The organism is Streptomyces sp. NPDC013317, from assembly GCF_055563155.1.
In genome coordinates this window covers 177,406-202,674 of record NZ_JBVHDX010000006.1, presented here as the reverse complement: position 1 = coordinate 202,674, position 25,269 = coordinate 177,406, and the positions used below count along the sequence as shown (strand labels likewise).

At 72.1% G+C, this 25,269-nt stretch carries 24 protein-coding genes and 1 pseudogene; 16 read left to right on the top strand and 9 right to left on the bottom strand.

Features of this window, described 5'->3' with window-relative positions; genetic code table 11:
- Positions 1–41 precede the first annotated feature (41 nt).
- Positions 42–1,220, top strand: a complete 1,179-nt coding sequence (locus ACZ3IJ_RS18435) for an amidase (RefSeq protein WP_467469389.1) — start codon at positions 42–44, stop codon at positions 1,218–1,220.
- A 94-nt stretch (positions 1,221–1,314) separates the two neighbouring features.
- Positions 1,315–1,596, top strand: coding sequence for a pyrimidine/purine nucleoside phosphorylase (gene ppnP / locus ACZ3IJ_RS18430; protein ID WP_467469387.1), 282 nt, complete (start codon positions 1,315–1,317; stop codon positions 1,594–1,596).
- A 102-nt stretch (positions 1,597–1,698) separates the two neighbouring features.
- Here ppnP and ACZ3IJ_RS18425 read toward each other — a convergent pair whose 3' ends face one another.
- Both ACZ3IJ_RS18425 and ACZ3IJ_RS18420 read right to left on the bottom strand, forming a co-directional pair.
- Positions 1,699–2,604 carry a trypsin-like serine peptidase gene (locus tag ACZ3IJ_RS18425; protein WP_467469385.1) on the bottom strand — a complete coding sequence of 302 codons (906 nt, stop codon included), beginning with the start codon at positions 2,602–2,604 and terminating at the stop codon, positions 1,699–1,701.
- A 98-nt stretch (positions 2,605–2,702) separates the two neighbouring features.
- Entirely contained in the window at positions 2,703–3,188 is a 486-nt protein-coding gene (locus ACZ3IJ_RS18420) for a GNAT family N-acetyltransferase (protein ID WP_467469383.1), read from the bottom strand.
- A gap of 50 nt (positions 3,189–3,238) precedes the next feature.
- Here ACZ3IJ_RS18420 and ACZ3IJ_RS18415 point away from each other — a divergent pair, with 50 nt between their 5' ends.
- Complete coding sequence (locus ACZ3IJ_RS18415; RefSeq protein WP_467469381.1) at positions 3,239–4,036, top strand: exodeoxyribonuclease III; 798 nt, start codon at positions 3,239–3,241, stop codon at positions 4,034–4,036.
- A gap of 139 nt (positions 4,037–4,175) precedes the next feature.
- On the opposite strand, the gene ACZ3IJ_RS18410 is transcribed toward ACZ3IJ_RS18415, so the two are convergent.
- On the bottom strand, positions 4,176–4,793 hold the full coding sequence (locus tag ACZ3IJ_RS18410; protein ID WP_352188544.1) for a MerR family transcriptional regulator: 618 nt from the start codon (positions 4,791–4,793) through the stop codon (positions 4,176–4,178).
- Between the two features lie 191 nt (positions 4,794–4,984).
- Between ACZ3IJ_RS18410 and ACZ3IJ_RS18405 the strand changes: the two genes are divergently transcribed.
- The 5 genes and pseudogenes from ACZ3IJ_RS18405 to ACZ3IJ_RS18385 form a co-directional block, all read left to right on the top strand.
- A complete protein-coding gene (locus ACZ3IJ_RS18405; RefSeq protein WP_467469379.1) occupies positions 4,985–6,529 on the top strand; it encodes a flavin-containing monooxygenase in 1,545 nt (514 codons plus the stop codon).
- Positions 6,526–7,542, top strand: a complete 1,017-nt coding sequence (locus tag ACZ3IJ_RS18400) for an alpha/beta fold hydrolase (protein WP_467469377.1) — start codon at positions 6,526–6,528, stop codon at positions 7,540–7,542. The genes ACZ3IJ_RS18405 and ACZ3IJ_RS18400 overlap by 4 nt, the downstream gene beginning before the upstream one ends.
- A complete protein-coding gene (locus ACZ3IJ_RS18395; RefSeq protein WP_467469375.1) occupies positions 7,539–8,420 on the top strand; it encodes an SDR family oxidoreductase in 882 nt (293 codons plus the stop codon). Before ACZ3IJ_RS18400 ends, ACZ3IJ_RS18395 begins: the two co-directional genes overlap by 4 nt.
- Positions 8,421–8,529: 109 nt before the next feature.
- Complete coding sequence (locus ACZ3IJ_RS18390; RefSeq protein ID WP_467469373.1) at positions 8,530–8,718, top strand: hypothetical protein; 189 nt, start codon at positions 8,530–8,532, stop codon at positions 8,716–8,718.
- 96 nt (positions 8,719–8,814) lie between these two features.
- Positions 8,815–9,219 (top strand): annotated as a pseudogene (locus tag ACZ3IJ_RS18385) (GNAT family N-acetyltransferase); the annotation flags it as partial.
- A gap of 59 nt (positions 9,220–9,278) precedes the next feature.
- On the opposite strand, the gene ACZ3IJ_RS18380 reads toward ACZ3IJ_RS18385, so the two are convergent.
- Positions 9,279–12,659 (bottom strand): S41 family peptidase, encoded by a 3,381-nt coding sequence (locus ACZ3IJ_RS18380; RefSeq protein WP_467469371.1) that lies wholly within the window; start codon positions 12,657–12,659, stop codon positions 9,279–9,281.
- Between the two features lie 197 nt (positions 12,660–12,856).
- Between ACZ3IJ_RS18380 and ACZ3IJ_RS18375 the strand changes: the two genes are divergently transcribed.
- Positions 12,857–13,429, top strand: coding sequence for a TetR/AcrR family transcriptional regulator (locus ACZ3IJ_RS18375; protein ID WP_391800956.1), 573 nt, complete (start codon positions 12,857–12,859; stop codon positions 13,427–13,429).
- Positions 13,430–13,536: 107 nt separating this feature from the next.
- On the top strand, positions 13,537–15,699 hold the full coding sequence (locus ACZ3IJ_RS18370; protein WP_467469369.1) for an MMPL family transporter: 2,163 nt from the start codon (positions 13,537–13,539) through the stop codon (positions 15,697–15,699).
- A gap of 162 nt (positions 15,700–15,861) precedes the next feature.
- Here ACZ3IJ_RS18370 and ACZ3IJ_RS18365 read toward each other — a convergent pair whose 3' ends face one another.
- The gene (locus tag ACZ3IJ_RS18365) at positions 15,862–16,782 is read right to left on the bottom strand and encodes an endonuclease/exonuclease/phosphatase family protein (protein WP_467469367.1); all 921 of its coding nucleotides are present in this window, start codon (positions 16,780–16,782) and stop codon (positions 15,862–15,864) included.
- 38 nt (positions 16,783–16,820) lie between these two features.
- Complete coding sequence (locus ACZ3IJ_RS18360) at positions 16,821–17,180, bottom strand: SsgA family sporulation/cell division regulator (RefSeq protein WP_467469365.1); 360 nt, start codon at positions 17,178–17,180, stop codon at positions 16,821–16,823.
- Positions 17,181–17,312: 132 nt separating this feature from the next.
- Here ACZ3IJ_RS18360 and ACZ3IJ_RS18355 point away from each other — a divergent pair, with 132 nt between their 5' ends.
- The 5 genes from ACZ3IJ_RS18355 (at position 17,313) to ACZ3IJ_RS18335 (ending at position 21,758) form a co-directional block, all read left to right on the top strand.
- Positions 17,313–18,344 (top strand): energy-coupling factor ABC transporter permease, encoded by a 1,032-nt coding sequence (locus tag ACZ3IJ_RS18355; protein ID WP_391800960.1) that lies wholly within the window; start codon positions 17,313–17,315, stop codon positions 18,342–18,344.
- Between the two features lies 1 nt (position 18,345).
- On the top strand, positions 18,346–19,110 hold the full coding sequence (gene cbiQ, locus ACZ3IJ_RS18350; protein ID WP_467469363.1) for a cobalt ECF transporter T component CbiQ: 765 nt from the start codon (positions 18,346–18,348) through the stop codon (positions 19,108–19,110).
- Positions 19,107–19,853 carry an energy-coupling factor ABC transporter ATP-binding protein gene (locus ACZ3IJ_RS18345; protein ID WP_391800962.1) on the top strand — a complete coding sequence of 249 codons (747 nt, stop codon included), beginning with the start codon at positions 19,107–19,109 and terminating at the stop codon, positions 19,851–19,853. The genes cbiQ and ACZ3IJ_RS18345 overlap by 4 nt, the downstream gene beginning before the upstream one ends.
- A 75-nt stretch (positions 19,854–19,928) precedes the next feature.
- Positions 19,929–21,104: a serine hydrolase domain-containing protein gene (locus tag ACZ3IJ_RS18340; RefSeq protein WP_467469361.1), complete on the top strand. Its 1,176-nt coding sequence runs from the start codon at positions 19,929–19,931 to the stop codon at positions 21,102–21,104.
- Between the two features lie 81 nt (positions 21,105–21,185).
- Positions 21,186–21,758, top strand: coding sequence for a GNAT family N-acetyltransferase (locus ACZ3IJ_RS18335; protein ID WP_467469359.1), 573 nt, complete (start codon positions 21,186–21,188; stop codon positions 21,756–21,758).
- A gap of 9 nt (positions 21,759–21,767) precedes the next feature.
- Here the strand turns inward: ACZ3IJ_RS18335 and ACZ3IJ_RS18330 are convergent, their stop codons facing one another.
- The 3 genes from ACZ3IJ_RS18330 to ACZ3IJ_RS18320 all read right to left on the bottom strand — a co-directional run bounded on the left by ACZ3IJ_RS18330 (position 21,768) and on the right by ACZ3IJ_RS18320 (position 24,805).
- Positions 21,768–22,619, bottom strand: a complete 852-nt coding sequence (locus ACZ3IJ_RS18330) for an EamA family transporter (protein WP_467469357.1) — start codon at positions 22,617–22,619, stop codon at positions 21,768–21,770.
- Entirely contained in the window at positions 22,616–23,107 is a 492-nt protein-coding gene (locus tag ACZ3IJ_RS18325; RefSeq protein WP_467469355.1) for a YbaK/EbsC family protein, read from the bottom strand. The genes ACZ3IJ_RS18330 and ACZ3IJ_RS18325 overlap by 4 nt, the downstream gene beginning before the upstream one ends.
- A 63-nt stretch (positions 23,108–23,170) precedes the next feature.
- Positions 23,171–24,805 carry a penicillin-binding transpeptidase domain-containing protein gene (locus tag ACZ3IJ_RS18320; RefSeq protein ID WP_467469353.1) on the bottom strand — a complete coding sequence of 545 codons (1,635 nt, stop codon included), beginning with the start codon at positions 24,803–24,805 and terminating at the stop codon, positions 23,171–23,173.
- Positions 24,806–24,927: 122 nt separating this feature from the next.
- Between ACZ3IJ_RS18320 and ACZ3IJ_RS18315 the strand changes: the two genes are divergently transcribed.
- Positions 24,928–25,224, top strand: a complete 297-nt coding sequence (locus ACZ3IJ_RS18315) for a heavy metal-binding domain-containing protein (RefSeq protein WP_467469351.1) — start codon at positions 24,928–24,930, stop codon at positions 25,222–25,224.
- The last annotated feature ends 45 nt before the right edge of the window (positions 25,225–25,269 follow it).

The following is a 25,269-nucleotide window of genomic DNA, read 5'->3' as shown; positions in this document are numbered from 1 at the left end:
TCGCAAGATCGGGCGGGATCTCGTCGTTTCAAGGAGTGTCTGTGATCAGCACGTCCGAGTACGCGAGGCTGTCCGCGCTGGATATCGCTCGGCTGGTGGGGAATGGCCGACGGACGGCCGTCGATGTCGTCGGTGCCGCGCTCGGCAGTATCGGGGAGCGTGATGCCGGCGTGCGGGCGTTCACCGAGGTGTGGGGCGAGCGGGCCCTCGCCCAGGCCGCCTGGGTGGATGCGCGAGTCGCTCAGGGCGTACGGCTGCCGCTCGCGGGGGTGCCGATCGGGGTCAAGGCCGGGGAAGGGCCCGGCTCGTACCAGAACACCCGCCTGGCGGCCGCCGGATGCGTGCCGGTCGGTGCCACGTCGATGCCGCGCGGCGGGCCCGGCTGGCAGACCTACGGGCACACCGACCGGGGGCCCACGCTCAACCCGTTCAACCCGGCGTGGTCTCCCGGGGGTTCCTCCGCCGGTTCGGCGGCCGCGGTCGCCGCGGGCATGGTGCCCCTCGCGAGCGGGTCCGACGGCGCCGGGTCGGTACGCATCCCCGCCGCCTGGTGCGGTGTCGTCGGGTTCAAGCCCACCAACGGTCTTCTGCCCGCCAGGGACCGCGCGGGGCTGAACTCGCCCGGCGTCCTGGCCCGCACCGTCTCCGACGCCCGCGCCTACCTCGACGCCGTCGTGGACGGAGCGCCCCGGGTGGCCGTCTCCGGCCCGGTGGCACCGCCCGTCGCGGTCTGGTCGGCCACTCTGGGCCACGCGGACACCGACCGCGCCGTCGTCGCCGTCGCCCGCCGCGCCGCGGACAGACTCGCCGAGGACGGGCTGATCACCCTGGACGAGGGCGTCCACGTGGACCTCGTCGACGTGGCGCCGGCGTGGACGGCCCTGCGCGCAGGGTCCGCCGACGCCGAAGGCATCGAGGCCGTCACCGCCGTCAACGACGCACGGCTCGCCGACTGCTTCGAGCGGGCCGCCGTGATCCTCACGCCCACCACGCCGTATCCACCGCACGGCCACGACGGCCCGGGCGCGCGGATGAACGTGGCGCTGACCTGGGCGTTCAACATCAGCGGGCATCCCGCCCTCAGCGTTCCGGCCGGAACCACCCGCCAGGGGCAGCCCGTCGGCCTCCAACTCGTGGCCCGGCCCCACCGCGAAAGGGAACTCCTGGACCTCGCAGAGCTCGCCGACCTCGCCGTCCGCGCCAACCGGTCCGCTCCGTGAGCGACAGTCGCTGCCGGTAGCCTTGCCCCGCCTGGATCCAGCGCGCGACGGGCAGGCCACTCCCCATCTCCGTACACGCACCACGAGGACGCCCATGTTCAAGGTCAACGAATACTTCGACGGCGCGGTCAAGTCGATCACCTTCGCCCAGGAGGAAGGCCCGGCGAGCATCGGCGTCATGGCGCCCGGCGCGTACGAGTTCGGCACCGCGGCCCCGGAGGTCATGCACGTGATCAGCGGCGCCCTGACCGTCAGGCTTCCCGGCGCCGACGACTGGCAGACCTTCTCCGCCGGCACCCGGTTCGACGTGCCGGGCGACAGCACGTTCCAGCTCGAGGTCGCGGTCGAGACCGCGTACCTCTGCGAGTACCGCTGACGCTCGCGGCCGCAGGCGCGTCTCCCTGACCGCTGGTCGACCCCGCCCGTGCGCACGAAGGCCCCGCCCGGGCGGGAGGTGCCGGGCGGGGCTTCGTGGGTGTCAGGACGCCTGGGCCCGGTCGTACAGTGCCTTGGCGTCGTTGCCGAAGTACGGGCCGAACATGCGGTTGGGCAGGAACGTGTAGCCGAAGCTGTTCACCGAGACCTGGAGGCCCGTGCCTGTGGCCTCGCTGAAGCCGGAGAACCACGGGCCGCCGCTGGAGCCGCCCGTCATGTTGCAGCCGAGGCTGTGGTCCTGGGAGAACAGCCAGTCCTTCGAGGAGTTGCCCGCGCAGTGGACGAGCTTCGAGCCGTCGTACGGGGACGCCGCCGGGAAGCCGAAGGCGTACATCGGCTTGTTGTAGCCGCCGTTGAACTGGATGCCCTGGGCACCGGTGACCGAGGTGAGGGTGCGGCCGTTCAGCGGGGCCACGACCGCCGCGCCCACGTCGTAGTTGATGTCCTCGCTCGCCTCCCACTGCGGGGTGGTGAGCGTCTTCGTCGCCGTCCACTGGCCGTACGGCGCGTTGCCGTTGTCGTACGCCGGGACGAAGACCCAGTTCGTGTGCCACGCGCCCTGGTACTTCACGCAGTGGCCGGCCGTGATCACCGTGCTCTGGTTCTGGCTGGTGACGGCGTTGCCGGAGCAGGAGGCCGTACGGCCCTGGAAGGTGAAGAAGACCCGGCCGGAGGTCTTCACGACCGCGCCGCCGCCCGTCCAGGGGCCGCCCGGCTGCGGGAAGGCCGTGGGGGCGATCGTGGTGGGGGTGGCCGAGCCGGCGACCCGCTTGAGGGTCTTGAGGGCTCCCGGGGTGACCTCCAGGTCCAGCGGGACCGCCGAGCGCATCCGCTCAGCGGTCCAGAAGGGGGGCTTCTCCGCGGCTTGTGCCGTGGTCGCGGTCAGTGCTCCGGTCAGCAGGGCTCCGACGGACAACAGGACCGCTGCGACTGTGCGATGGCGTCTCACGCATGTCTCCTTCTGCCGAGGCAGGTGGGGGATGAGAACGGTGCGGATCGACGTGCGTGGGCAGCGTGCCAGACGGTGCGGAGAATGTCAGGGGCGCGTCAGAGATTTTCGGTCAGCGGCTTCGCGAAGCAACGGCTGCTGTCGTAGTCCCGGTAGTAGCCGAACTTCGGGCAGAGCTCGTAACCGCTGGAGGCGTACAGCGCCATCGCCTCGGGCTGCGCCGTGCCCGTCTCCAGGACCATCCGCGTCCGCCCGGCCGCCCGCGCGTCCTCCTCGAGGGCCGCCAGGATGCGGCGGGCGAGGCCCAGGCCGCGCGCCTCGGAGGCCACGAACATGCGCTTGAGCTCGGCGTCGCCGTCCGCGTACCCCATGTCGTTCTTGTCCTGGGTGCGCCAGCCGCCGGACGCGACGGGGCGGTCGTCGGCGTCGTACGCCAGGAGGTAGAGGCCACGCGGCGGTACGAACATCCCGGGGTCGAGCGGTGTGTCGTCGCCCTCGCCGTAGCGGGCGGCGTACTCCAGCTGGACGGCGGCGTCGAGCTTGGCCGCATCGGGGTGGTCGTATGGTACGGATCGTATAAGCATGTCAGTCATTGTATGTGTATGCGGCCTTGGGGTGTCGGTATTCTCCCCGGATGCTCACTGTCACGACCGTCAATGTCAATGGACTCCGAGCCGCCGCCAAGAAGGGGTTCGTGGAGTGGCTCGCCGGCACGTCCGCCGACGCCGTCTGCCTGCAGGAGGTGCGCGCCGAGGAGGCCCAGCTCCCGGCCGAGGTGCGGGCGCCCGAGGGCTGGTTCACCGCCCACGCGCCCGCCACCGCCAAGGGGCGCGCCGGCGTCTCGCTCTACACCCGGCGCGAGCCCGACGCCGTGCGCGTCGGCTTCGGGTCGAGCGAGTTCGACGGCAGCGGCCGGTACATCGAGGCCGACCTGCCCGGCGTCACCGTCGCCAGCCTCTACCTCCCCTCCGGCGAGGTGGGCACCGAGCGGCAGGACGAGAAGATCCGCTTCATGGACGAGTTCCTGCCGTATCTGAAGGAGCTCAAGGAGCGCGCCGCCGCCGACGGTCGCGAGGTAGTCGTCTGCGGCGACTGGAACATCGCCCACCGCGAGGCCGACCTCAGGAACTGGAAGGCCAACCGGAAGAACGCCGGCTTCCTCCCCGAGGAGCGGGAGTGGCTGGGCCGCGTCTTCGACGAGGCCGGGTACGTCGACGTCGTCCGCGAGTTCCACCCCGACCAGGAGGGCCCGTACTCCTGGTGGTCCTACCGCGGGCGCGCCTTCGACAACGACAGCGGCTGGCGCATCGACTACCAGGTGGCCACCCCGCGACTGGCCGGGAAGACCGTGAAGGCGTTCGTCGAGCGGGCCGCCACGCACGCCGAACGGTGGAGCGACCACGCGCCCGTCACCGCGGTCTACGAACTGTAGGCGCCGCCGGTGGATGGCGGCCGGGCGGACATCGCCCGGTCGCTGTCATGCGGTGCGGAGGAATTCCGCGAGCGCCGTGGGAGCCCGGCGGCGGTCGGAGGGAGCCCGGACGGGAGACCAGGGGGAGACGGGGGCGGGATCAGGGCTCGCGCAGGCGGCGGTCCAGGGCCATCGAGAGCTCGGCCTCGACCACGCTCTTGGCGAGCGGGCGCAGCCGCTGGATGTCCTTCTCCTCCGCGTGGGCGCGCAGGAGCTCGGTGAAGAGTCCCGCCAGCGCGTCCGCGTGTTCGCGGACCGCCCGCCCGGCCTCCAGGACGGCGGCGAGCGGGATGCCCTCCTTGACCAGGGCCGCGGAGACGTCGAGCAGCCGGCGGCTGATGTGGACGATGGCGTCGCCGTCGGTGGCGAGATAGCCGAGGTCGAGGGCGGCGAGCAGGTTCTCGGGGGTGACCTCGTCCGTGAAGTAGTCGGCCAGCTCCTGGGGGGTGAGCCGGATCGGCTCCTCCTCGGTCGGTTCGCCGAGGCCGAGGACCTCGCTGACGTCCTTGCCGCTCTCGAAGGCGGTGTTGAGGTCGGCGATGCCGTTGAGGGTGTGGCCGCGTTCGAGCAGGGCGCTGATCGTGCGGAGTTTGGCCAGGTGGTGGTCGTCGTACCAGGCGATGCGGCCCTCGCGGCGGGGCGGGGCGATCAGTCCGCGCTCGCGGTAGAAGCGCAGGGTGCGCACGGTGATGCCGGCCGCCGCCGCGAGCTCGTCCATGCGGTACTCGCGTACGCCCTTCACGTCTTCCGATCGGTCTGCCACGCCCGCCAGCCTATGTTGTACCGCCGGTAACTTTCCCTCGTCCGCCCCCTACCGCTCGGTATGCCGCTGCTCTACAGTCCCGACTGTGCCAGTGATTGCTGGCGGAATCTTGGTCGTAGGCACGGGCCGGGCGCACAGGAGGCGGCATGGCGAAGCACGAGCACGTACGCGTGGTGGTGATCGGATCGGGATTCGGTGGACTCGGGGCGGCCGTCCGGCTGCGCCGCGAGGGGATCACCGACTTCGTCGTCCTGGAGCGGGCCGACTCCGTGGGCGGCACCTGGCGCGACAACAGCTACCCCGGCTGCGCCTGCGACGTCCCGTCCCACCTGTACTCCTTCTCCTTCGCGCCCAACCCCGACTGGCCCCGCACCTTCTCCGGACAGCGCCACATCCGCGCGTACCTGGAGCACGTCACCGACACCTTCCGGCTCCGCCCGCACCTGCGGCTGAACCACGAGGTGACGGAGATGCGCTGGGACGCCGACCAACTGCGCTGGGAGATCGAGACCAGCCAGGGCGCCTTCACCGCCGACGTGATCGTCTCGGCGACCGGCCCGCTCTCCGACCCGAAGATCCCCGACATCCCGGGACTCGCGGACTTCCCCGGCAAGGTCTTCCACTCCGCGCAGTGGGACCACGACTACGACCTCGCCGGCAAGCGCGTCGCGATGGTCGGCACCGGTGCCTCCGCCATCCAGATCGTCCCCGCGATCCAGCCCCAGGTCGGCAGGCTGACGCTCTTCCAGCGCACCCCGCCGTGGGTCATGCCCCGCATGGACCGCGCCATCACGGGCGCCGAGCGCTGGCTCCACCGCACGCTCCCCTTCACCGGGACCGCGCGCCGCGGGCTGCTCTGGGGCATCCGTGAGCTCCAGGTCAGCGCCTTCACCAAGCGCCCGGGCGAGCTCGGCCTCGTCGAGTCCCTCGCCAAGGCCAACATGGCCAAGTCGATCAAGGATCCGGCGCTGCGGGCCAAGCTGACCCCCTCGTACCGCATCGGCTGCAAGCGCATCCTGCTCTCCAACACGTACTACCCGGCGCTCGCCGAGCCCAACGTGGACGTCGTCGCCTCCGGGCTGCGCGAGGTGCGCGGCTCGACCGTCGTGGCCGCCGACGGGACGGAGACCGAGGTCGACGCCATCGTCTTCGGTACGGGCTTCCACGTGACCGACATGCCGATCGCCGACCGGGTCGTCGGCGCGGACGGCGTCCGGCTCTCCGAGGCATGGAAGGACGGGGTGCAGTCGCTGCGCGGCGCGACCGTCGACGGCTTCCCCAACTGGATGACGATCATCGGGCCCAACACGGGCCTGGGGAACTCCTCCATGATCCTCATGATCGAGTCCCAGCTGAACTACATGGCCGACTATCTGCGCCAGCTCGACGTCCTCGGAGGGCGCGCCGCCCTCGCCGCCCGGCCGTCCGCCGTCGGCGCCTGGAACCGCCGGGTGCAGGACCGGATGGAGCGGACCGTGTGGAAGTCGGGCGGCTGCGACAGCTGGTACCTGGACGCCAACGGCCGCAACACGACGCTCTGGCCGGGCACGACCGGTGAGTTCCGGCGCGAGACGCGTCGGGTGGACCTCGCGGAGTACGAGGTGCTGAGGCCGGCGGTCGCGGAGAAGGCTCCGGCGGGGCGCCGCGGCGCGCCCGCGTCCGCGTCGCGGAAGAAGGAGACGGTGAAGTGAGCCGCCTCTTCGGGTCCCGTACGGGATCGCTGCCGCATCCGCGCGAGGTCGTCGCCGTCTCGGCCGACGGCGCCCGTGTCCATGCCGAGGTGTACGGCCCCGAGGGCGCCCCGGCCGTCGTCCTCTCCCACGGCTGGACCTGCTCGATCGGCTTCTGGGCCGAGCAGATACGGGACCTCGCCCGGGATCACAGGGTCATCGCCTACGACCAGCGCGGCCACGGCCGCACCCCCGCCCCGGCCGGCCCGTCCGGCTACTCGACGCGGGCGCTCGCCGACGACCTGGAGGCCGTGCTCGGCGCGACCCTCCGCCCCGGCGAGCGTGCGGTCCTGGCAGGGCACTCCATGGGCGGCATGACCCTGATGGCGGCCGCCACGCGCCCCGCCTTTCGGGAACACGCGGCCGCGGCCCTGCTCTGCTCCACCGGGCCGTCCCGGCTGGTGGCGGAGTCCCTCGTCGTCCCGCTGCGGGCCGGCGGACTGCGGACCAGGCTGACCGGGTGGATCCTGGGAGCGAGGGCGCCGCTCGGACCGGTCACTCCGGTCTCCCGGAAGATCCTCAAGTACGCGACGATGGGCCCGGGTTCCGCGCCCGAGCGGGTCGACACCTGTGCCCGGATCGTGCACGCCTGCCCGCGCCGTCCGCGGGTGGCCTGGTCGCAGGTCCTCGCCGAGCTCGATCTCGACGCGGACGTACGGGAGTTGGAGCTGCCCGTGGCGGTGATCGCCGGAACGGCCGACCGGCTCACGCCGCCCGTGCACTCCCGTGCCCTGGCCGCCGCGCTGCCGCGGTGCGTGGGGCTCGACGAGCTGGCCGGGATAGGCCACATGACCCCGGTGGAGGCGCCGGAGGTCGTGACGGCCCGGATCAGGGAACTCGTCAGCACGTACGTACAGGAACAGACGCGGGAACAGGTACCGGCTCAGGATCAGGTACCTGCCCAGGAACAGGCGCAGCGACAGGTCCAGGTCCCGGCTCAGGCGCACGGGGACCAGAAGGAGGGTGCGGCATGAGCAGGGTCAGTCTGGAGGGCCAGGTCGCCGTCGTGACCGGAGCGGCCCGGGGCGTCGGCGAACTCCTCGCCCGCAAGCTCTCCGCGCGCGGCGCGAAGATCGCGCTGGTCGGCCTGGAGCCGGAGGAGCTGAAGCAGGTCGCCGGCCGGCTGCACACCGAGGCCGACTGGTGGCACGCGGACGTCACCGACCACGAGGCGATGGCCACGGTCGCGGCCGAGGTCAAGGAGCGCTTCGGCAAGGTCGACATCGTGGTCGCCAACGCGGGGGTCGCCGCGGGCGGTCCGTTCGTGGACTCCGACCCCGTCGCCTGGCGGCGGGTCATCGAGGTCAACCTCATCGGCGGTGCGGTGACGGGGCGGGCGTTCCTGCCGGTCCTCATGGAGTCGCGTGGCTACTTCCTGCAGATCGCCTCGCTCGCGGCGATGACCCCGGCGCCGATGATGACCGCGTACTGCGCCTCCAAGTCGGGCGTCGAGGCCTTCGCGCACAGCCTGCGCGCCGAGGTCGCCCACAAGGGGGTGAGGGTCGGCGTCGGCTACCTCTCCTGGACCGACACGGACATGGTGCGGGGCGCGGACCAGGACGACGTGATGAAGGAGCTCCGGCAGCGGCTGCCCTGGCCGTCGAACCGCACGTACCCCCTGGGCCCGGCCGTGGACCGGATCGTGGCGGGCATCGAGCGCCGCTCGGCGCACGTGTACGCCCAGTGGTGGCTGCGCGGGATGCAGTCCACGCGCGGCTACCTGCCCGGGATCATCGCCACGGTCGGGCAGCGCGAGATGAAGCACTTCGAACCCCGCCTCGCGGGGGTCTCCAAGGGCCTTGTCGGGGCAGGTGGCGCGGCGGACGAACAGGCCCGCTCCGGACGGGTGTGACGGTCCGTAACTGATCGAAATGCGCGGAATGTTCCGTCATGCCACGCTGGTCGAGGCCCAAGGGGCGAGCCGCCCCGTTCCCCTCACACCCTTCTAGGAGTGAACCTTCATGGGCATGCGAGACCAGTACGAGGACAAGGCGAAGCAGGCCGCCGAGCAGGCGAAGCAGAAGATGGGCAGGGCGAGGGACGAAGCGTCCGAGCGCGCCTCCCGGGCCAAGGGCCGCCCCTCCGAGGAGGAGCAGCGCCGGGCCCAGCAGGAGGGCCAGGACCGCCTCGACATGGACTACGACGCCTGACGTCCGTCCTCCGAAGGCGCACCCGGGACGCCGGGTGCGCCTTTCGCGTGCCCATATTCCCGGCCGCCGCGCGGACCCGCACCGTACGGTGATCCCATGCCCTTACTGCAGCTGCTCCGAGCCGACCACGCGCCCGCGCTCCTCGCCTTCGAGCGGGAGAACCGCGCGTACTTCGCCGCCCATGTGCCCGACCGGGGCGACGCGTACTTCGAGGAGTTCGCCGCGCGCCACCAGGCACTCCTGGACGAGCAGCGGACCGGGGGAATCCTCTTCCATGTGCTCGTGGGGGACGGCGGCGAGGTTCTCGGACGGTTCAACCTCGCCGACGTGGCCGACGGCGGCGCCGAACTCGGCTACCGGGTGGCCGAGAAGGCGGCCGGGCGCGGGCTCGCCACCCGGGGCGTACGGGAGGTGTGCCGACTGGCCGCCGAGGAGTACGGGCTGCGGCGGCTGATCGCCACGGCCGCGCTCGACAACGTGCCGTCCCGGGCGGTGCTCGCCCGGGTCGGCTTCGGTGCCGTGGGAGGCGTGACGCTCGACGGCGGCCTGCGGGGCATCGCCTACGAGCTGGACCTGGGCGTGCTGGTTCCCTCCCCGTCCCTGGATGCGTCCCCGTCCCCGTCCCCGCCCCGGTCCCTGTCCCCGGCCCCGGGCCTGCCCCCGGCCCCGGCGTCCCTCGGGGGGAGCTTCGGGCGGGAGCGGTCGGGCACGTCGTCGTAGCCGGGCGGGGTCGCGGCCGGGGTCTCCGCCAGCAGCGCGAGCGCCACCTCGACCGCGTCGTCGAGCTGGGCGTGCCGCCCCTCGGCCCAGTCCAGCGGGGTCCGCAGGATCGCCAGGTCCGGGGCCACGCCCTGGTTCTCCACCGACCAGCCGTACTCGGGGAACCAGGCCGCGTTCATCGGCACCGTGATCTGCGTGCCGTCGCCCAGCCGGTGCCGGCCCGTCATGCCGACCACTCCGCCCCACGTCCGCTGGCCGATCACCGGCCCCAGCCCGAGCAGCTTGAACGCGGCCGTGATCATGTCGCCGTCCGAGGACGTCGCCTCGTCCGCGAGCGCGACGACCGGACCGCGCGGGGCGTTCGAGGAGTACGACACCGGCTGGGCGTTGCGCGTCAGGTCCCAGCCCAGGATCTTGCGGGTGAGCTTCTCCACGACGAGTTCGCTGATGTGGCCGCCGGCGTTGCCGCGCACGTCCACGATCAGCGCGGGCCGTGAGACCTCCATCCGCAGGTCGCGGTTGAACTGCGCCCAGCCCGAGCCGCCCATGTCGGGGATGTGCAGGTAGCCGCACCTGCCGCCGCTGACCTCCCGTACCACCGCACGCCGCTTGGCCACCCAGTCCTGGTAGCGCAGCGGGCGGTCGTCGATCAGCGGCACGATCGCCACACGGCGCGCGCGCCCCTCGCCCTCCGCGGGCCGGAACGTCAGCTCGACGGTCGTACCGCCCGAGGAGGACAGCAGGGGGTACGGTCCCGTCACCGGATCCACCGGGCGGCCGTCCACATGGGTGAGGACCGCGCCCTCCCGGATTCCCGTGCCCGCGAGCGGCGACCGGGCCTTGGAGTCCGACGAGTCGCCCGGCAGGATCCGCTTGACCATCCAACCGCCGTCCCGGGGGACGAGGTTGGCGCCGAGCAGACCCATCGGCCGCTGGTAGTGCGGCGGTCCCTCGTTGCGGCGCGCGGGTGTCACGTAGGCGTGCGAGGTGCCCAGCTCGCCCATCACCTCGCGCAGCAGATCGGTGAAGTCGTCGGGGGAGGCGACCCGTTCGACGAGCGGACGGTACTGGTCGAGCACGCCCGGCCAGTCCACGCCGCACATGTCCGGGTCCCAGAAGTAGGCCTGGACGATCCGGCCCGCCTCGTCGTACGCGCCCCGCCACTCGGCCTCCGGGTCGACCTCGTGCAGGATCCGCCGCAGGTCGATGTAGACGGTCGAGTCGCCGTCCCCGGGCTCCGTCGCCGGCACCGCCCGCAGCTCGCCCTCGTCGACCACGACGAGCCGTGAGTCGTCGCCGCTGACCGCGAACCAGTCCAGGTGCTGCACCAGTTCGGTCTTGCGGGCCTTGGTGATGTTGAAGTACTCCAGCGTCGGCCGGCCCGTGGTGTCGGCGGGATTGGCGAAGGTCTCGCCGAGCGCGCCCGAGATGGGCCAGCGCAGCCAGACGAGGCCGCCGCCGCTGACCGGGTGCATCGCCGAGTACTTGGACGCGGAGACGGGGAAGGGCGTGACCCGGTCCGCGAGCCCCTCGACCTCCACGATCGTGGTGCCCTCGCCGTCCGTGACCTCGGCGTCGGTCTCGGCAGGGTCGAGCCCGCCTGCCGCAGGCCGGCCGTCCGGCAGCAGCGCGAAGGGGGAGGGCGTGGCGGAGGAGAGCGGTACGAGATAGGGGCGGCAGCCCAGCGGGAAGGAGAGGTCGCCGGTGTGCACGTCGTACACCGGGTCGAAGCCCCGCCAGGAGAGGAAGGCGAGGTAGCGGCCGTCGCGGGTGAAGACCGGATTCTCGTCCTCGAAGCGGCCGTTGGTGACGTCGACGATCGTCCGGGGGCCCGGGCCGGCGATCCGGGCCATCTTGATCTGCCGCAGCGAACGGCCGATCCCCGGGTGGGCCCAGGTCAGCCAGGACCCGTCGGGGGAGAAGGCGAGATCGCGCACCGGTCCGTTGATCGAGCGGATCAGCTCGGTGACCTCACCGGTGGACTCCTCGGTCGTGTCGAGCAGCAGCAGCCGGCCGTCGTGGGACGCGATCGCGAGGCGCTCGCCCTCCGGGTCGGAGATCATCTCCTCGATCCGACCCAGCTCGCCCGAGGCCAGCCGGCGCGGCTCCCGCTCCCCGCTCGCGCGCGGCAGGTACGCGATCTCGACGGCGTCCTCGCCCTCGGCGTCGGTGACGTACGCGACCTGGCCGCTGCTGCCCAGCATCTCGGGCAGCCTGACCCGTACGCCCGGGGTGTCGGTGATGGTGCGGGCCGGGCCGTCGCGGTGGGTGAGCCAGTACAGGCTGCCGCGGACCGAGACCGCGCTCGCCCGCCCCGTCTCGTCGACGGAGAGGGCGTCCACGTGGTTGGCGGCCGGGACCTGGTAGTGCCGCCGGCCGGCGCGCGGGCCGCCGAGCCGTACCTCCAGCCTGCGCGGGACGGAGTCGGGGGCGGTCACGTCGTCGACGATCCACAGGTCGCCGGCGCACTGGTAGACCACGCGCCGTCCGTCGCTGGAGGCGTGCCGGGCGTAGAAGGCGTCGTGGTCGGTGTGGCGGCGCAGGTCGGTGCCGTCGGGCAGGCAGGAGTAGAGGTTGCCGACGCCCTCGTGGTCGGAGAGGAAGGCGATCCGGCCGTCGACGAACATCGGCGCGTCGAGGTGTCCGCCGATGTCCGGCAGCAGTTGCTCGCCGTGCAGCCAGAGCCGGCCGGTGGCTCCGCCGCGGTAGCGCTTCCAGGAGGCCGGCTCGTGCGGCGGCTTGCCGGTGAGGAGGAGCGTGCGGCGCTCGCCGTCGAGGTCGGCCACGGCGATGTCGGAGACCGGGCCCCAGGGCATCCGGCCGCCGGGGGAGCCGTCGGTGGGGACGGTGTAGGCCCAGGAGAAGTACGAGAAGGGCTGGCCGTGCGAGGAGACGGCGAGGATGTCGCCCTCCGGGGACCAGGAGCAGACCCGGGTGTCGGTGGAACCCCAGTAGCTGAGCCGTCGTGAGGGGCCGCCCTCGACCGGCGCGAGGTGGATCTCGGGGTCGAGGCTGCGCCAGGTCGTGTACGCGATGTGGCGGCCGTCGGGCGAGAAGCGGGGGTGGCCGACCCGGGTCCGGTCGACGGTGACCCGCCAGGCCCGGCCGGGGTGGTGGCCGTCGGGCACGAGGGGTGCGACCCAGAGGTCGTCCTCGGCCGCGAAGCACAGCAGGTCGTCGTGGAGGTGCGGGTAGCGGAGATACGCGGCGTCGTCACTCACCCCCCAATGCTTTCCACCCTGATGGGGTGCGGCAACTCGTACGGGCTTTCGCCTCCCGGTCGGCTTCGTTCGCGCGGTCCGGGGCAGGTGGCCCCGGGCGCTGTGGTGCAGGACACGTACGAAACGGTTTCGTTTCGCTGAGGGTCGGGGTACCTTTCGAGGTGTACGAAACCGTTTCGTTCGGATGGAGACCGGTCATGGCAGGCAGCAGGCTCACCCCGGAGCGTGAGTCCGAGCTGTACGGAGCCGTGCTCGACCTCCTGCGCGAGGTCGGCTACGACGCCCTCACCATGGACGCCGTCGCCGCCCGCACCCGCTCCAGCAAGGCCACCCTCTACCGCCAGTGGGGGAGCAAGCCCGAGCTGGTCGCCACGGCACTGCGCGACAACAAGCCCATCAAGCTCGCCCAGATCGACACGGGCACCCTGCGCGGCGACTTCCAGGCGATCATGGAGCTGACCGACGACTGCCAGATGGAGAAGGACACCGCGCTGATGCGCGGCCTCGCCCAGGCGGTCCACGCCAACCCCGACCTGCACCAGGCGCTGCGCGAACTGCTCATCGAACCCGAGATGAGCAATCTGCGCGTCACTCTGGAGCGAGCGGTGGCGCGGGGCGAGATCAGGGCCGACAACCCGGCGCTGAAGTTCGTCCCGCACATGATCATCGGGGCGTTCGTCGCCCGTCCGCTGATCGAGGACCAGCCGATCGACCGCGCCTTCATCACCGACTACGTCAACGCCGTCGTGCTCCCCTCACTCGGCGTCTGACTCCCCACAGCACCACCCGCACGCCCGCACCACCTGACGTCGAACCGCTCACGCCGTCGGGCCGGCTCCCCATGCCCTGTCCCACCACGAAATGGGAGTAAGCCCCCGTGGCCACGTTCCTCTACAAGCTGGGTCGCTCCGCCTTCCGGCGCCGACGGCTCGTCGCCCTGCTCTGGGTGGCGCTGCTCGCGCTCGCCGGAGTCGGCGCGGCCACCGCGCCCGCCGCGACCTCCAGCTCCTTCTCGATTCCCGGTACCGAGGCCCAGAAGGCCTTCGACCTTCTTGAGCAGCGCTTCCCCGGCGGCAACGCCGACGGGGCCACCGCCCGCGTCGTCTTCAAGGCCCCCGAGGGCCAGAAGATGACCGACGCGGCCAACAAGGCCAAGGTCCAGGACGTCGTCGACGAGCTGAAGGCCGGCTCCGACGAGATCGCCTCCGTGGCCGACCCGTACACCGCCCAGGCGGTCTCGAAGGACGGCTCGACCGCCTACGTCTCCGTCAGCTACAAGGTCTCCGGCATGGAGCTGAGCGACGCGACGCGCGAGGCGCTGCAGAAGACCGGGCACGACGCGCAGGGGGAGGGGCTGACCGTCGAGATCGGCGGTGACGCCCTCCAGACCATGCCGGAGACCGGCGCGGGCGAGATCGTCGGCGTGGTCATCGCCGGCATCGTGCTCGTCATCACCTTCGGTTCGCTGGTCGCCGCGGGACTTCCGCTGCTCACCGCGATCATCGGCGTCGGCATCGGCGTCTCCTCGATCACGGCGCTCGCGAACGTCCTCGACCTCGGCTCCACCACCTCCACCCTCGCGATGATGATCGGCCTCGCGGTCGGCATCGACTACGCCCTCTTCATCGTCTCCCGCTACCGCGCGGAGCTCGCCGAGGGCCGGGAGCGCGAGGACGCCGCGGGCCGTGCGGTCGGCACGGCCGGCTCGGCCGTGGTCTTCGCCGGTCTCACCGTGGTGATCGCCCTGGTCGGCCTCGCCGTCGTCAACATCCCGATGCTCACGAAGATGGGCTTCGCCGCGGCCGGCACGGTCGTGATCGCGGTCCTCATCGCGCTCACGCTGATCCCGGCGCTGCTCGGCTTCGCGGGCACCAAGGTCGTGGGCCGCAAGGAGCGCAAGGGGCTGAAGAAGGCCGACGACAAGCCCAACATGGGCACCCGCTGGGCCCGGTTCGTCATCCGCCGCCCGGTCATGGTCCTGCTCGTCGGTGTCCTCGGCCTCGGGGCGGTCGCCGTGCCGGCCGCCTCCCTGGAGATGGGCCTGCCGGACGACGGCGCGAAGCCGGTCTCCGCCACCGAGCGCCGGGCGTACGACCTGCTGTCGGACGGGTTCGGCCCCGGGTTCAACGGGCCGCTGATGGTCGTCGTCGACGGGGACAAGGCCGCGGCCGAGTCCACCGTGAAGGAGATCAAGGGCCTGGACGGGGTCGTGGCGGTAACGAAGCCGACGCCCAACAAGGCCGGCGACACCGCGATGATCACCGTCATCCCGAAGGACCGCCCCTCCTCGGTCGAGACCGAGACCCTGGTCCACGACATCCGGGACGCGACCGGCGACGACGTCCTGGTCACCGGCGCCACCGCGATGAACGTCGACTTCTCGCAGAAGATGAACGACGCCCTCGTGCCCTACCTGGCGCTGGTCGTCGGACTCGCCTTCCTGCTCCTCATGGTGGTCTTCCGCTCGATCCTCGTTCCGCTGAAGGCGGCCCTCGGCTTCCTGCTCTCGGTGGTCGCCGCCCTCGGCGCGGTCGTCGCGGTCTTCCAGTGGGGCTGGCTCGGCTCGCTGTTCGGGGTCGAGCAGACCGGCCCGATCATGTCGATGATGCCGATCTTCATGGTCGGCGTGGTCTTCGGTCTGGCCATGGACTACGAGGTCTTCCTCGTCACCCGGATGCGCGAGGCGTACGTCCACGGGGAGCGGCCCGGCGAGACGATCGTGACCGGCTTCCGGCACAGCGCCCGGGTGGTCACCGCCGCCGCGGTGATCATGATCGCGGTCTTCTCCGGCTTCATCGGCATGACCGACCAGATGATCAAGATGATCGGCTTCGGTCTCGCCGTCGCCGTCCTCTTCGACGCGTTCGTGGTCCGCATGGCGATCGTGCCGGCGGTGCTCGCACTGCTCGGTCACAAGGCGTGGTGGCTGCCCAAGTGGCTGGACAGGGCGCTGCCCAACGTGGACGTGGAGGGCGAGGGCCTGGCGGCGAAGGACGCCGAGGGGCCGCAGGACCCGGAGCGCGAGCTCGTGAGGGTCTGAGCCCCCTGAGGAACTCCGGGGCGACTCCCTGAGCGGGGGAGTACGCCTCGGATCCGCGCCGGGACCTGTGGGGACGGGGAGCCGACGCGGCACCGCGCCGTCACCGTGTCGAGACCGACACGGTGACGGCGCGGTTGCGTGCGGGGTTCTGCGGACCGGGTCTCAGGCCGCCGGGGGAGTGATCGTCACGCTCTCGACGAGGACGTGGTGGTCCGAGCGCGGGGTGTCGGCGACCAGGCACCAGCGGCGCGCCTCGCTGCTGAACAGGTGGTCGAGCTTCCAGCCGCCGTCGTGGGTGTCGCGGCCGTCGCGGACCGCCCCCTGCTGGTCGCACTCCCGGTAGCCCGGGGTGCCCTCACCCTGGGAGTAGAGGTCGGCCGGCCAGATCCAGACGTCCGGGTTGCCCGGCCGGTCCGGCGGGCTGGCGTTGAAGTCGCCGCCGAAGACCACCTTCGGGAAGCCGGAGACGACCTGCTTGATCTCCGCGAGCTGGTCGTCGCGGTAGTCCCAGTCGGGGTGGTCGGGGTTGGCGTTCTTCGTCGACACGTGCACGGTGCAGAGCCGTACGCCGAAGTACGTCGCCGTCGCGCACTGGAACGGCCGGGTCAGACCGGTCCACGGTTGGGTCGTCGGGTACTGCTGGGCGTCGGTGAGACCGGCCTTGGCCACGATCGCGGTCCCGACGAGGTCGTTCGGGTCGGAGCCGGCGCCGGTCGCGCAGGGACTCGGGGTCCGCACGCCGTTCTGCGACCAGTGGTACGGCGCGAAGCTCTTGCTCCACCCCGGGCCGAGCTTGGTCATCAGGTCGTCGAGGCCGCTCGCGCAGACCTCCTGGAGCAGGACGGCCTGCACGTAGTGGCTCTGCACGTACTGCTTGACCACGTCGGACTTCTCCGCGGCGGTGCCGGTGCCGGTGCATCCCCACCGCTCGACGCCGCACATGTTCCAGCTCATGACCTGCAGGTTGGTTCCCGGCGGTGGTGTCGCCGCGGCGGGCGCGGCCTGCGCCGTGGTGCCGGACACCGATGCCCCGGACAGGGCGAGAAGGGCGGCGCCGAGCGCACCCCACAGTCGCTTCCTCAAGTGGATCCCCCATGATCGTCAGGAATGACGACCGAACTCTACGGGGCTATCGAGGCGGTGACCGCGTAGGTGTGCTTCAGGAAGCGGAGCAGGGCGGTGGTGTCGAACTGGACGACCGCGACCCCGTCGGCGGTGTGGAACTCGACGACCGTCTGCACCCGGCCGCAGGGCCAGACGCTCACGTCGCCGAGGCGGGCCGGGGCCCGCATGCCCGTTTCGAGCAGCTCGCGCGGGAAGGACCACTCGATGTTGCCGGGGAAGACGAAGCGCACGGTGGCGGGGCCGGATCCGGGGTCGTAGCGGAGGGCGACCGGGACGGGGCGGGAGAGGGGGGCGTCGCTGATGATCCGGCCCTTGGCATGGTCCTGGATCTCATGGCCTTCCGCGGTGGGGGACATCGAGCCACTCCTCACACTCGTCTTATTTATCCCCTAATGTCCCATATTCTCACTCATCTGCGCGGGGGAGCTGCGCTTCTGTGACCTGTGCGCTCTTGCAAGTCCTTTGCAGGAACGCTCATCATTCGGGACGTGCATGTACCTGACGGATTCATCAACGCCCCCGTATCGGCCGTCGCCGGTGTCGTCGCCGCCGGCGCCGTAGCCGTCAGCCTGCGCGGAGCGCGACGCGAACTGGACGACCGCGCGGCCCCGCTGGCCGGGCTGGTCGCCGCGTTCATCTTCGCCGTACAGATGCTGAACTTCCCGGTCGCGGCCGGGACCAGCGGGCATCTGCTCGGCGGCGCCCTCGCCGCGATACTCGTCGGTCCGTACACCGGTGTGCTCTGCATCGCCGTCGTCCTGCTGATGCAGGGCATCCTCTTCGCGGACGGCGGACTCACCGCGCTCGGCGTCAACATCACCGTCATGGGCGTGGTCACGGTCGTCGTCGCGTACGCGCTCTTCCGCGGACTCGTCCTCGTCCTGCCCCGCACCCGCCGCTCGGTGACCGTCGCCTCCTTCGTGGCCGCGCTCGTCTCCGTACCCGCCGCGGCCGCCGCGTTCACGCTCGTCTACGCGATCGGCGGCACCACCGACGTACCGCTGGGCAAGGTGTTCACCGCCATGGTCGGCGTGCACACCCTCATCGGCATCGGCGAGGCCGCCATCACCATGCTCACCGTCGGCGCGGTCGTCGCCGTCCGCCCCGACCTCGTGTACGGCGCCCGCGGGCTCACCGCCCCGCTCAAGCTGCGCGTCGGCGGCGAGCTGGTCGACGCGCCGGCCCGCGACTTCGCGCCGGTCGCCGCCCGCTCGCCGAAGAGGTTCTGGCTCGGCGGCGTGGCCGCCGCGCTGCTCCTCGCCGGCGTCGTCTCCTTCTACGCCTCCGCGAGCCCGGACGGCCTGGAGAAGGTCGCCGCCGACAAGGGCTTCGACAAGAACGTCGAGGAGCACGCGGCCGCCGACTCCCCGCTCGCCGACTACGGCGTCAAGGGCATCGAGACCGCCCGGCTGTCCGGCGGCCTGGCAGGCGTGATCGGCGTCGGCGTGACGCTCGCGGTCGGCACCGGAGCCTTCTGGGCCGTGCGCCGCCGCAGGAACTCCTCGGGAGCCCAGGTCTGACATGGGAGCGGGGCACACGCACAAGCTGTACCGGCGGGGGGTCTCGCCGGTGCACGGGCTGCCCCCGCACACCAAGCTCGCCGCCGTCCTCGCCTTCGTGGTGGTCGTGGTCTCCACGCCCCGCGAGGCGGTCTGGGCCTTCGGGGTCTACGCCGTCCTGCTCGGCGGCGTGGCGGCGTACGCCCGTATCCCGGCCGGGTTCGTCCTGCGCCGCCTCCTCATCGAGATCCCGTTCGTGGCCTTCGCCTTCCTGATGCCCTTCGTGGTCCCGGGCGAGCAGACCGAGGTCCTTGGGATCTCCGTCTCCGTCCCCGGCCTGTGGGGCGCCTGGAACGTCCTCGCCAAGGGCACTCTCGGCGTCGCCGCCTCCGTGCTCCTCGCCGCCACCACCGAACTGCGCGAGCTGCTGCTGGGCCTCCAGCGGCTGAAGCTCCCGCCGCTGCTCGTCCAGATCGCCTCCTTCATGATCCGCTACGGCGACGTCATCACGGACGAGATGCGCCGGATGTCCGTCGCCCGCCGCTCGCGCGGCTTCGAGGCGAAGGGGGTACGACAGTGGGGCGTCCTCGCCAAGTCCGCCGGCGCGCTCTTCATCCGCTCGTACGAGCGCGGTGAGCGCGTCCACCTGGCGATGGTCAGCCGGGGGTACGCGGGCTCCATGCCGGTCATCGACGAGGTGACCGCCACCCGGACCCAGTGGGCGCGGGCGGCCGCCCTGCCCGCCGTCGCACTCGTGATCTGCCTGTTGGGATGGACCCTCCGATGACCACCGCCCCCTCCCTCGACGTCCGTGGCCTCGCGTACGCGTACCCCGACGGCCACCAGGCCCTCTTCGGTGTCGACCTGACCGTCGAACGCGGTGAGCGGGTCGCGCTGCTCGGCCCCAACGGCGCGGGCAAGACGACCCTCGTCCTCCACCTCAACGGCATCCTCACCGGCGGCGCGGGCACGGTCGCCGTCGCCGGGCTGCCGGTCGAGAAGCGGAACCTCGCCGAGATCCGGCGCCGGGTCGGGATCGTCTTCCAGGACCCGGACGACCAGCTCTTCATGCCGACCGTCCGCGAGGACGTCGCGTTCGGCCCGGCGGCCGCGGGGCTGCGGGGCGCCGACCTCGAGGCGGTGGTGGTCAGGGCCCTGGAGCGCGTCGGCATGGCGGAGTTCGCCGACCGCCCGCCGCACCATCTGTCGTTCGGCCAGCGGCGGCGGGTGGCGGTCGCGACCGTCCTCGCGATGGAGCCCGAGATCCTCGTCCTGGACGAGCCCTCCTCCAACCTCGACCCGGCCTCCCGGCGCGAGCTCGCGGACGTCCTGCGCTCCCTGGACGTCACCGTCCTCATGGTCACCCACGACCTGCCGTACGCCCTGGAGCTCTGCCCGCGCTCGGTGATCCTCAGCGAGGGCGTGATCGCCGGGGACGGCCCCACGGCCGACGTCCTCGCCGACGAGGAGCTGATGGCGCGCAACCGCCTGGAACTCCCGTACGGCTTCGTGCCCCGCTCCGTCGCCTGACCGTCCCACCCCCGGAATCGGCGGCCTGGGACCGACGTTGCACCATGGGGGTACGAGCGAGAAGGAGTGTGGGACGTGGACGTCCGGGGCACGGTGGCGGCGGGATTCGAGCCGGTCAGGGACGCGTTCCTGCGCAACTTCGAGCAGCGCGGCGAGCGGGGCGCGGCGGTCGCCGTCTACCGCGACGGTGTCAAGGTCGTCGACCTGTGGGCGGGGGCCCGCGACGTCGACGGCGAGGTCCCGTGGGCCGTCGACACCGCGCAGGTCGTCCGCTCGGCCACCAAGGGCGTCGCCGCTGCCGTACCGCTCCTGCTCCACCAGCGCGGCCAGCTCGACCTGGACGCGCCGGTCGGCACGTACTGGCCGGAGTTCAAGGCCGCCGGCAAGGAGCGGGTGAGCGTACGGCAGCTGCTCGCGCACCGGGCGGGCGTACCGGTCCTGGACCGGTCGCTGACGCTCGCCGAGGCGATCGACCCGGCCGTCGCCCAGGCGGCGATCGCCGCACAGGCGCCGGCCTGGCAGCCGGGCACGGCCCACGGCTACCACGCGCACACCTTCAGCTGGCTGCTCTCCGGTCTCGTCCACCGGGTCACCGGCCGCACCATCGGCCGCTGGGTCGCCGAGGAGATGGCCCGCCCCCTCGGCCTCGACCTCTGGATAGGCCTGCCGCCCGAGGAGGCGGCGCGGGTCGGCCGCATCGGCCCGGTGGAGGAGCGGGAACCCGCCGACAGCGGCGCCCTGAAGCTCCGCCCCAAGCGCGCCGTCACCGAGGCCTACCGCGACCCCGACTCCCTGACCCGGCGCGCCTTCGGGGCGATCGACCCCAAGCCCGACGAGAACGACCCGGTGTACCGCGCGGCCGAACTGCCCGGCTCGGCCGGGGTCTCCACGGCCCGCGCGCTGGCCCGCTTCTACGCCTCGACCCTCGGCCCGGTCGACGGCGGCCGCCGCCTCTTCGCTCCGGCGACCCTCACCCTCGCCCGCACCGAGGAGTCCGCGGGCCCCGACCGGGTCCTGATGGTGGGCACCCGCTTCGGCCTCGGCCACATGCTCCACGGCCCGGCCTCCCCGCTCCTCGGCCCCACCTCCTTCGGCCACCCGGGCCGGGGCGGCTCCCTGGCCTTCGCCGATCCGGAGTCCTCGATCGCGTTCGGCTACGTCACGAACGGCATGCGCAAGACCGTCACGGCCGACCCCCGGGCCCAGGCCCTGGTCCGCGCGGTCCGCACGGCCCTCGACCAGGGGGCCTGAGCCGCCCTCGGCCAGGGGGCCCTGAGCCGTCCCGGGGCGGTACGCGCCACCCCGGCGCGTGCACCGTGCCATCGTGGAGGCATGAGCATCGACGTTCGTCCGGCGTCCGTCTTCGAGGACGTCCGGGCACTGCTCGGTCCGAAGTCGCCCGGGTCCAACGTCTGCTGGTGCCTGAGCTACCGGATCCCGTCCAAGCTCAACAACGAGCTGCGCGGGCCGGCCCGGGGCGAGTACGTCGCCGGGCTGTGCCGCGACAAGGTTCCCCCCGGGGTCGTCGCCTACGACGGAGACGAGCCGGTCGGCTGGGCCGCCGTGGCGCCACGGGCGGACACCTCGTTCGCGCGCAGCCGGAAGATCCCGCACGTCGACGATCTGCCGGTCTGGTCGATCTGGTGCGTGCGGGTACGCCCCGGCCACCGGAAGAAGGGCATCTCCCACGCCCTCATCGCCGGGGCGGTCGACTTCGCCCGCGCCCAGGGCGCGCCGGCGGTCGAGGCGTACCCCCTCGACAACGGGAACGCCAGGGTCGATCTGACCATGGCGTACGCCGGGCTGCGGAAGAACTTCGAGCGGGCCGGGTTCGTCCACGCCGCCGACACCACCTCGGTGCTGGCCGGCCATCCCCGGATCCTGATGCGGCGCGACCTGCGCTGACAGCCGGCGTCAGGCCGTGGCCAGCATCAGCCCGATGCCCACCACCATCAGCCCGGCCGCCGCGATCCTCGGACCCCCGAAGCGCTCCTTGAGGAAGACCGCCCCGATCGCCGCCCCGACGATGATCGAGGACTCCCGCAGCGCCGCGATCGGGGCGAGCGGCGCCTTCGTCTGGGCCCACAGGACCAGTCCGTACGCGGCGACCGACAGGCCCGCGCCGAGGAGCCCCCGCGCGGCGTACGGGCGGAGCTGGGGGAGCAGTGCGGCGCGCCGGGTCCACAGGGCGTACGCCGGGATGGCCAGGCCCTCCAGGAGCATCAGCCAGGCGATGTAGCCGAGCGGGGTTCCCGAGGCGCGCACCCCGACGCCGTCGACGACGGTGTAGCCGGCGATGGCCAGGCCCGTCGCCCCGGCCGCGAGCAGCGCCGCCCAGTCCGGGCGCCGACCGGAGCCCCGGATGCCCCAGAGGGCCAGGCCCGTCAGGCCCGCGCAGGCGACGGCCACGCCGGTGAGCTGCCACGTGTCGGGGATCTCGTCGACGAAGACCGCCGCGAGCACGGTCACGGCCAGTGGGGCCGTCCCGCGGGCGATCGGGTACATCTGCCCGAAGTCGCCCAGGGTGAACGACCGCATGAGCAGGACCATGTAGCCGACGTGCAGCGCCGCGGAGGCGATCAGGTACGGCCACGCCCCGGCCGCCGGCAGCGGTACGAAGAAGGCCGCGACACCGCCGATCAGCGCGCCGCCGCCGGATATCAGCGTGAAGGAGAGCAGCTGGTCGCGGATGGTGTGGGCCATCGCGTTCCAGGCGGCGTGCGTCACGGCGGCCAGCAGGACGGCCGCGACGACCAGCGGGGTCACGCGGCCGGCCTCTCGCGCACGTCCACCACCGCCCCGCCCGCGTGGGCGATCAGGGACTTCGGGTCCAGCGCGAAGACGGTGTGCGGGGTGCCCGCGGCCGCCCACACCACCCCGTGGTCGAGCAGCCCCCGGTCGGCCAGCACCCGCGTCCGGGTGAGGTGCCCGAACGGCGGGACGCCGCCGATCGCGTACCCGGTCGTCTCCCGTACGACCTTCGCGTCGGCCCGCGTCACCGCCCCGGCGCCCAGCTCCGCGCGCACGCGTTCCACGTCGACCCGCGAGGAGCCGTCCATCAGCACGAGCACCGGGACTCCGTCCGCCGCGAAGATCAGCGACTTGACGATCTCGGACACCTCGCAGCCGATCGCCTCGGCCGCCTGGGCGGCCGTGCGGGTCTCGTCCGGGAAACCACGGATCTCCACGTCGAGGCCCAGCTCCCGCAGGGCGTCGGCGAACCGGGGGTGCGCTTGGGGTTCCTGAGAGCTCATGGCCCGCACGCTAGCGTTCGGTGTAGGGGCCACGCGACTGCATTCCCCGAGGGGTGTGCAGTCTCACCCCGCCCGCAGCACGCTCGCCACCACCGTCCCCGCCGCGTCGCCGCCGTGGCCGCCGGACTGGACGACGGCCGCGGCCGCGAGGTCGTCCGAGTAGCCGGAGAACCAGCTGTTCGAGGTGGCCTGGCCGTCGACCTCCGCCGAGCCCGTCTTCGCCCCCTTGGCCCCGCCGACCGAGGCCATCGCCTTCGCGGCCGTCCCCTCACCGGTCGCCGCCGCCCGCATCATGGCGCGCAGCTGGCTCGAGACCGACTCCGGCAGCGAGCGCGAGGCCTGGGCGAAGGTCCGCCCGTCCAGCTCCTTCGACACCAGGTACGGCTGCTTGAAGGTGCCGTACTTCGCGGTGGCGGTGATCGAGGCGATGTTGAGGGCGTTCATCTGCACGGTGCCCTGACCGATGTACTGCTCCGCCGCCGCGCCCTGTGTCTCCTCCGGGACCGACCCGTCGGCGGTCACGACGCCGGTCTTCCAGTCGAGGCCGATCCCGAAGACGTCCCGGGCCTCCTTGCCGAGCGCGGAGTCGTCGTCCACGTCGTCGATCAGCTTGATGAAGGCCGTGTTGCAGGACTTGGCGAAGCTCCGCTTGAAGGGGACGGTCCCGAGTGCGAAGTTGTCGAGGTTGTGGAACGTACGGGTGTAGTAGCGGGCCTCCGGCGGGCACGGCGCGGGCCCGTCCGCCGTCACGAGCCCCTTCTCCAGGAGCATCGCCGCGGTGAGGATCTTCAGGGTGGAACCGGGGGCCTGCTTACCCTCGAAGGCCGCGTTGAAGCCGGTCGCCGGGTTGTTGGCCACCGCCCGGATCTCGCCCGTGGACGGCTGGACCGCCACCACCGACGCCTGCTCGTACTGCTTCACGCTCCGCTCGGCCGCCGCCTGCGCCGCGGCGTCGATGGTCGTCTCCAGGCGCCCGGGCCTGCCCTTCACATGGGTGACGAGGGTGATGTCCGGGACGTTCTCCGTCTCCGACTCGATCCAGGTCTCCACACCCGGCTCCCCACCGGTCCGCGCCGCGTACTTCTCGCGGAGCTGCTCCAGGACGGGCCCGAGCGAGGGGTACTTCTCCGCCGTCAGCTCGACGCCCTTGCGATCGACGGCCTGGATCGCGCCGGTCTTCGCGGGGCCGGTGCGCAGGGTCCCGCCCTTGGTGAGCCTGGGGTGGATGACGGCCGGCTTCCAGTCCACGAGCGGCCGCCCGGTGGAGAGCCCGCGCACCACGGTCAGTTCGGAGGTGTACGTCCAGGGCCTGGACTGCCCGTCGTACGTGACGGTCGCCTTCACCGTGAACGGCACCTTCGGGCCGACGGGAGCGCCGGGCGTGATCTCGGCCTCGGAGACCTTCGCGCCCTCCGCGAAGCCGGCCACGACGGGCCCGGCGTCGACGGGGTTGTTGGTCAGCTGCCCGGCCCGCTCGGACTCCCCCGCAGCCCACGCGGCCAGGAAGTCCCCGGCCGTGCCGGTGACTTCGTCTTTCGTGACGGGACCGGAGCGTCTCTCCTCCGACGAGGCGGCGGAAACACCCCCGCCGGTCCCTCCGTTGACGCCCTGCCAGAGGTTGTAGCCCCCGTAGCCGACACCGCCCGCCACGACGACGAAGACTCCGCCGACGATCGCGAATTTCGCACCGCTGCGCATCTCTGTGGTCCCCTCCCCAGAAGCCCCAGTAGCCCCACAGGTTCATTCAGTCAAGCACTCGCTCCGAGCGCTGTCACTCGACATCCGCCGAACGCGCGTGCGCGTCGCGAGAGGATGGCGCCATGAGCCGAGAGAAGAGGGAAGCCAATGAGCGGGCCGGCCGGAAGTGGGCCGCCCGTGAGGCCGCGCTGGACTTCTACAGCGTGACGACGCCCGCACCACCGCATCCGCACACGGCACTCGGCGTTGTGGCGGGAGAGTGGCGCAGTAGTGCGATGGAAGCGGTGGTGAGCATGCAGGACGAGGCGCGCGCGCTCGGTGCCGACGGTGTGCTCGGCGTATCGATCACACCCGCCGGGAGCGACCTCAGGTTCTTCTTCGCTTACGGAACAGCGGTGAAATGGACGCAACCGGAATAGAAGAAGGGCGCGGCCGACCGGCCGCGCCCTTTCCTCACTTCCGCC

Coding starts and splice junctions, on each gene's coding strand:
- ACZ3IJ_RS18415 (WP_467469381.1), top strand. CDS start 3,239: ATGCTCACTGTCACGACCGTCAATGTCAATGGACTCCGAGCCGCCGCC.
- ACZ3IJ_RS18315 (WP_467469351.1), top strand. CDS start 24,928: ATGAGCCGAGAGAAGAGGGAAGCCAATGAGCGGGCCGGCCGGAAGTGG.
- ACZ3IJ_RS18390 (WP_467469373.1), top strand. CDS start 8,530: ATGGGCATGCGAGACCAGTACGAGGACAAGGCGAAGCAGGCCGCCGAG.
- ACZ3IJ_RS18335 (WP_467469359.1), top strand. CDS start 21,186: ATGAGCATCGACGTTCGTCCGGCGTCCGTCTTCGAGGACGTCCGGGCA.
- ACZ3IJ_RS18375 (WP_391800956.1), top strand. CDS start 12,857: ATGGCAGGCAGCAGGCTCACCCCGGAGCGTGAGTCCGAGCTGTACGGA.
- cbiQ (WP_467469363.1), top strand. CDS start 18,346: ATGGGAGCGGGGCACACGCACAAGCTGTACCGGCGGGGGGTCTCGCCG.
- ACZ3IJ_RS18410 (WP_352188544.1), bottom strand. CDS start 4,793: ATGGACGAGCTCGCGGCGGCGGCCGGCATCACCGTGCGCACCCTGCGC.
- ACZ3IJ_RS18320 (WP_467469353.1), bottom strand. CDS start 24,805: ATGCGCAGCGGTGCGAAATTCGCGATCGTCGGCGGAGTCTTCGTCGTC.
- ACZ3IJ_RS18420 (WP_467469383.1), bottom strand. CDS start 3,188: ATGCTTATACGATCCGTACCATACGACCACCCCGATGCGGCCAAGCTC.
- ACZ3IJ_RS18360 (WP_467469365.1), bottom strand. CDS start 17,180: ATGTCCCCCACCGCGGAAGGCCATGAGATCCAGGACCATGCCAAGGGC.
- ACZ3IJ_RS18345 (WP_391800962.1), top strand. CDS start 19,107: ATGACCACCGCCCCCTCCCTCGACGTCCGTGGCCTCGCGTACGCGTAC.
- ACZ3IJ_RS18325 (WP_467469355.1), bottom strand. CDS start 23,107: ATGAGCTCTCAGGAACCCCAAGCGCACCCCCGGTTCGCCGACGCCCTG.
- ACZ3IJ_RS18405 (WP_467469379.1), top strand. CDS start 4,985: ATGGCGAAGCACGAGCACGTACGCGTGGTGGTGATCGGATCGGGATTC.
- ACZ3IJ_RS18395 (WP_467469375.1), top strand. CDS start 7,539: ATGAGCAGGGTCAGTCTGGAGGGCCAGGTCGCCGTCGTGACCGGAGCG.
- ppnP (WP_467469387.1), top strand. CDS start 1,315: ATGTTCAAGGTCAACGAATACTTCGACGGCGCGGTCAAGTCGATCACC.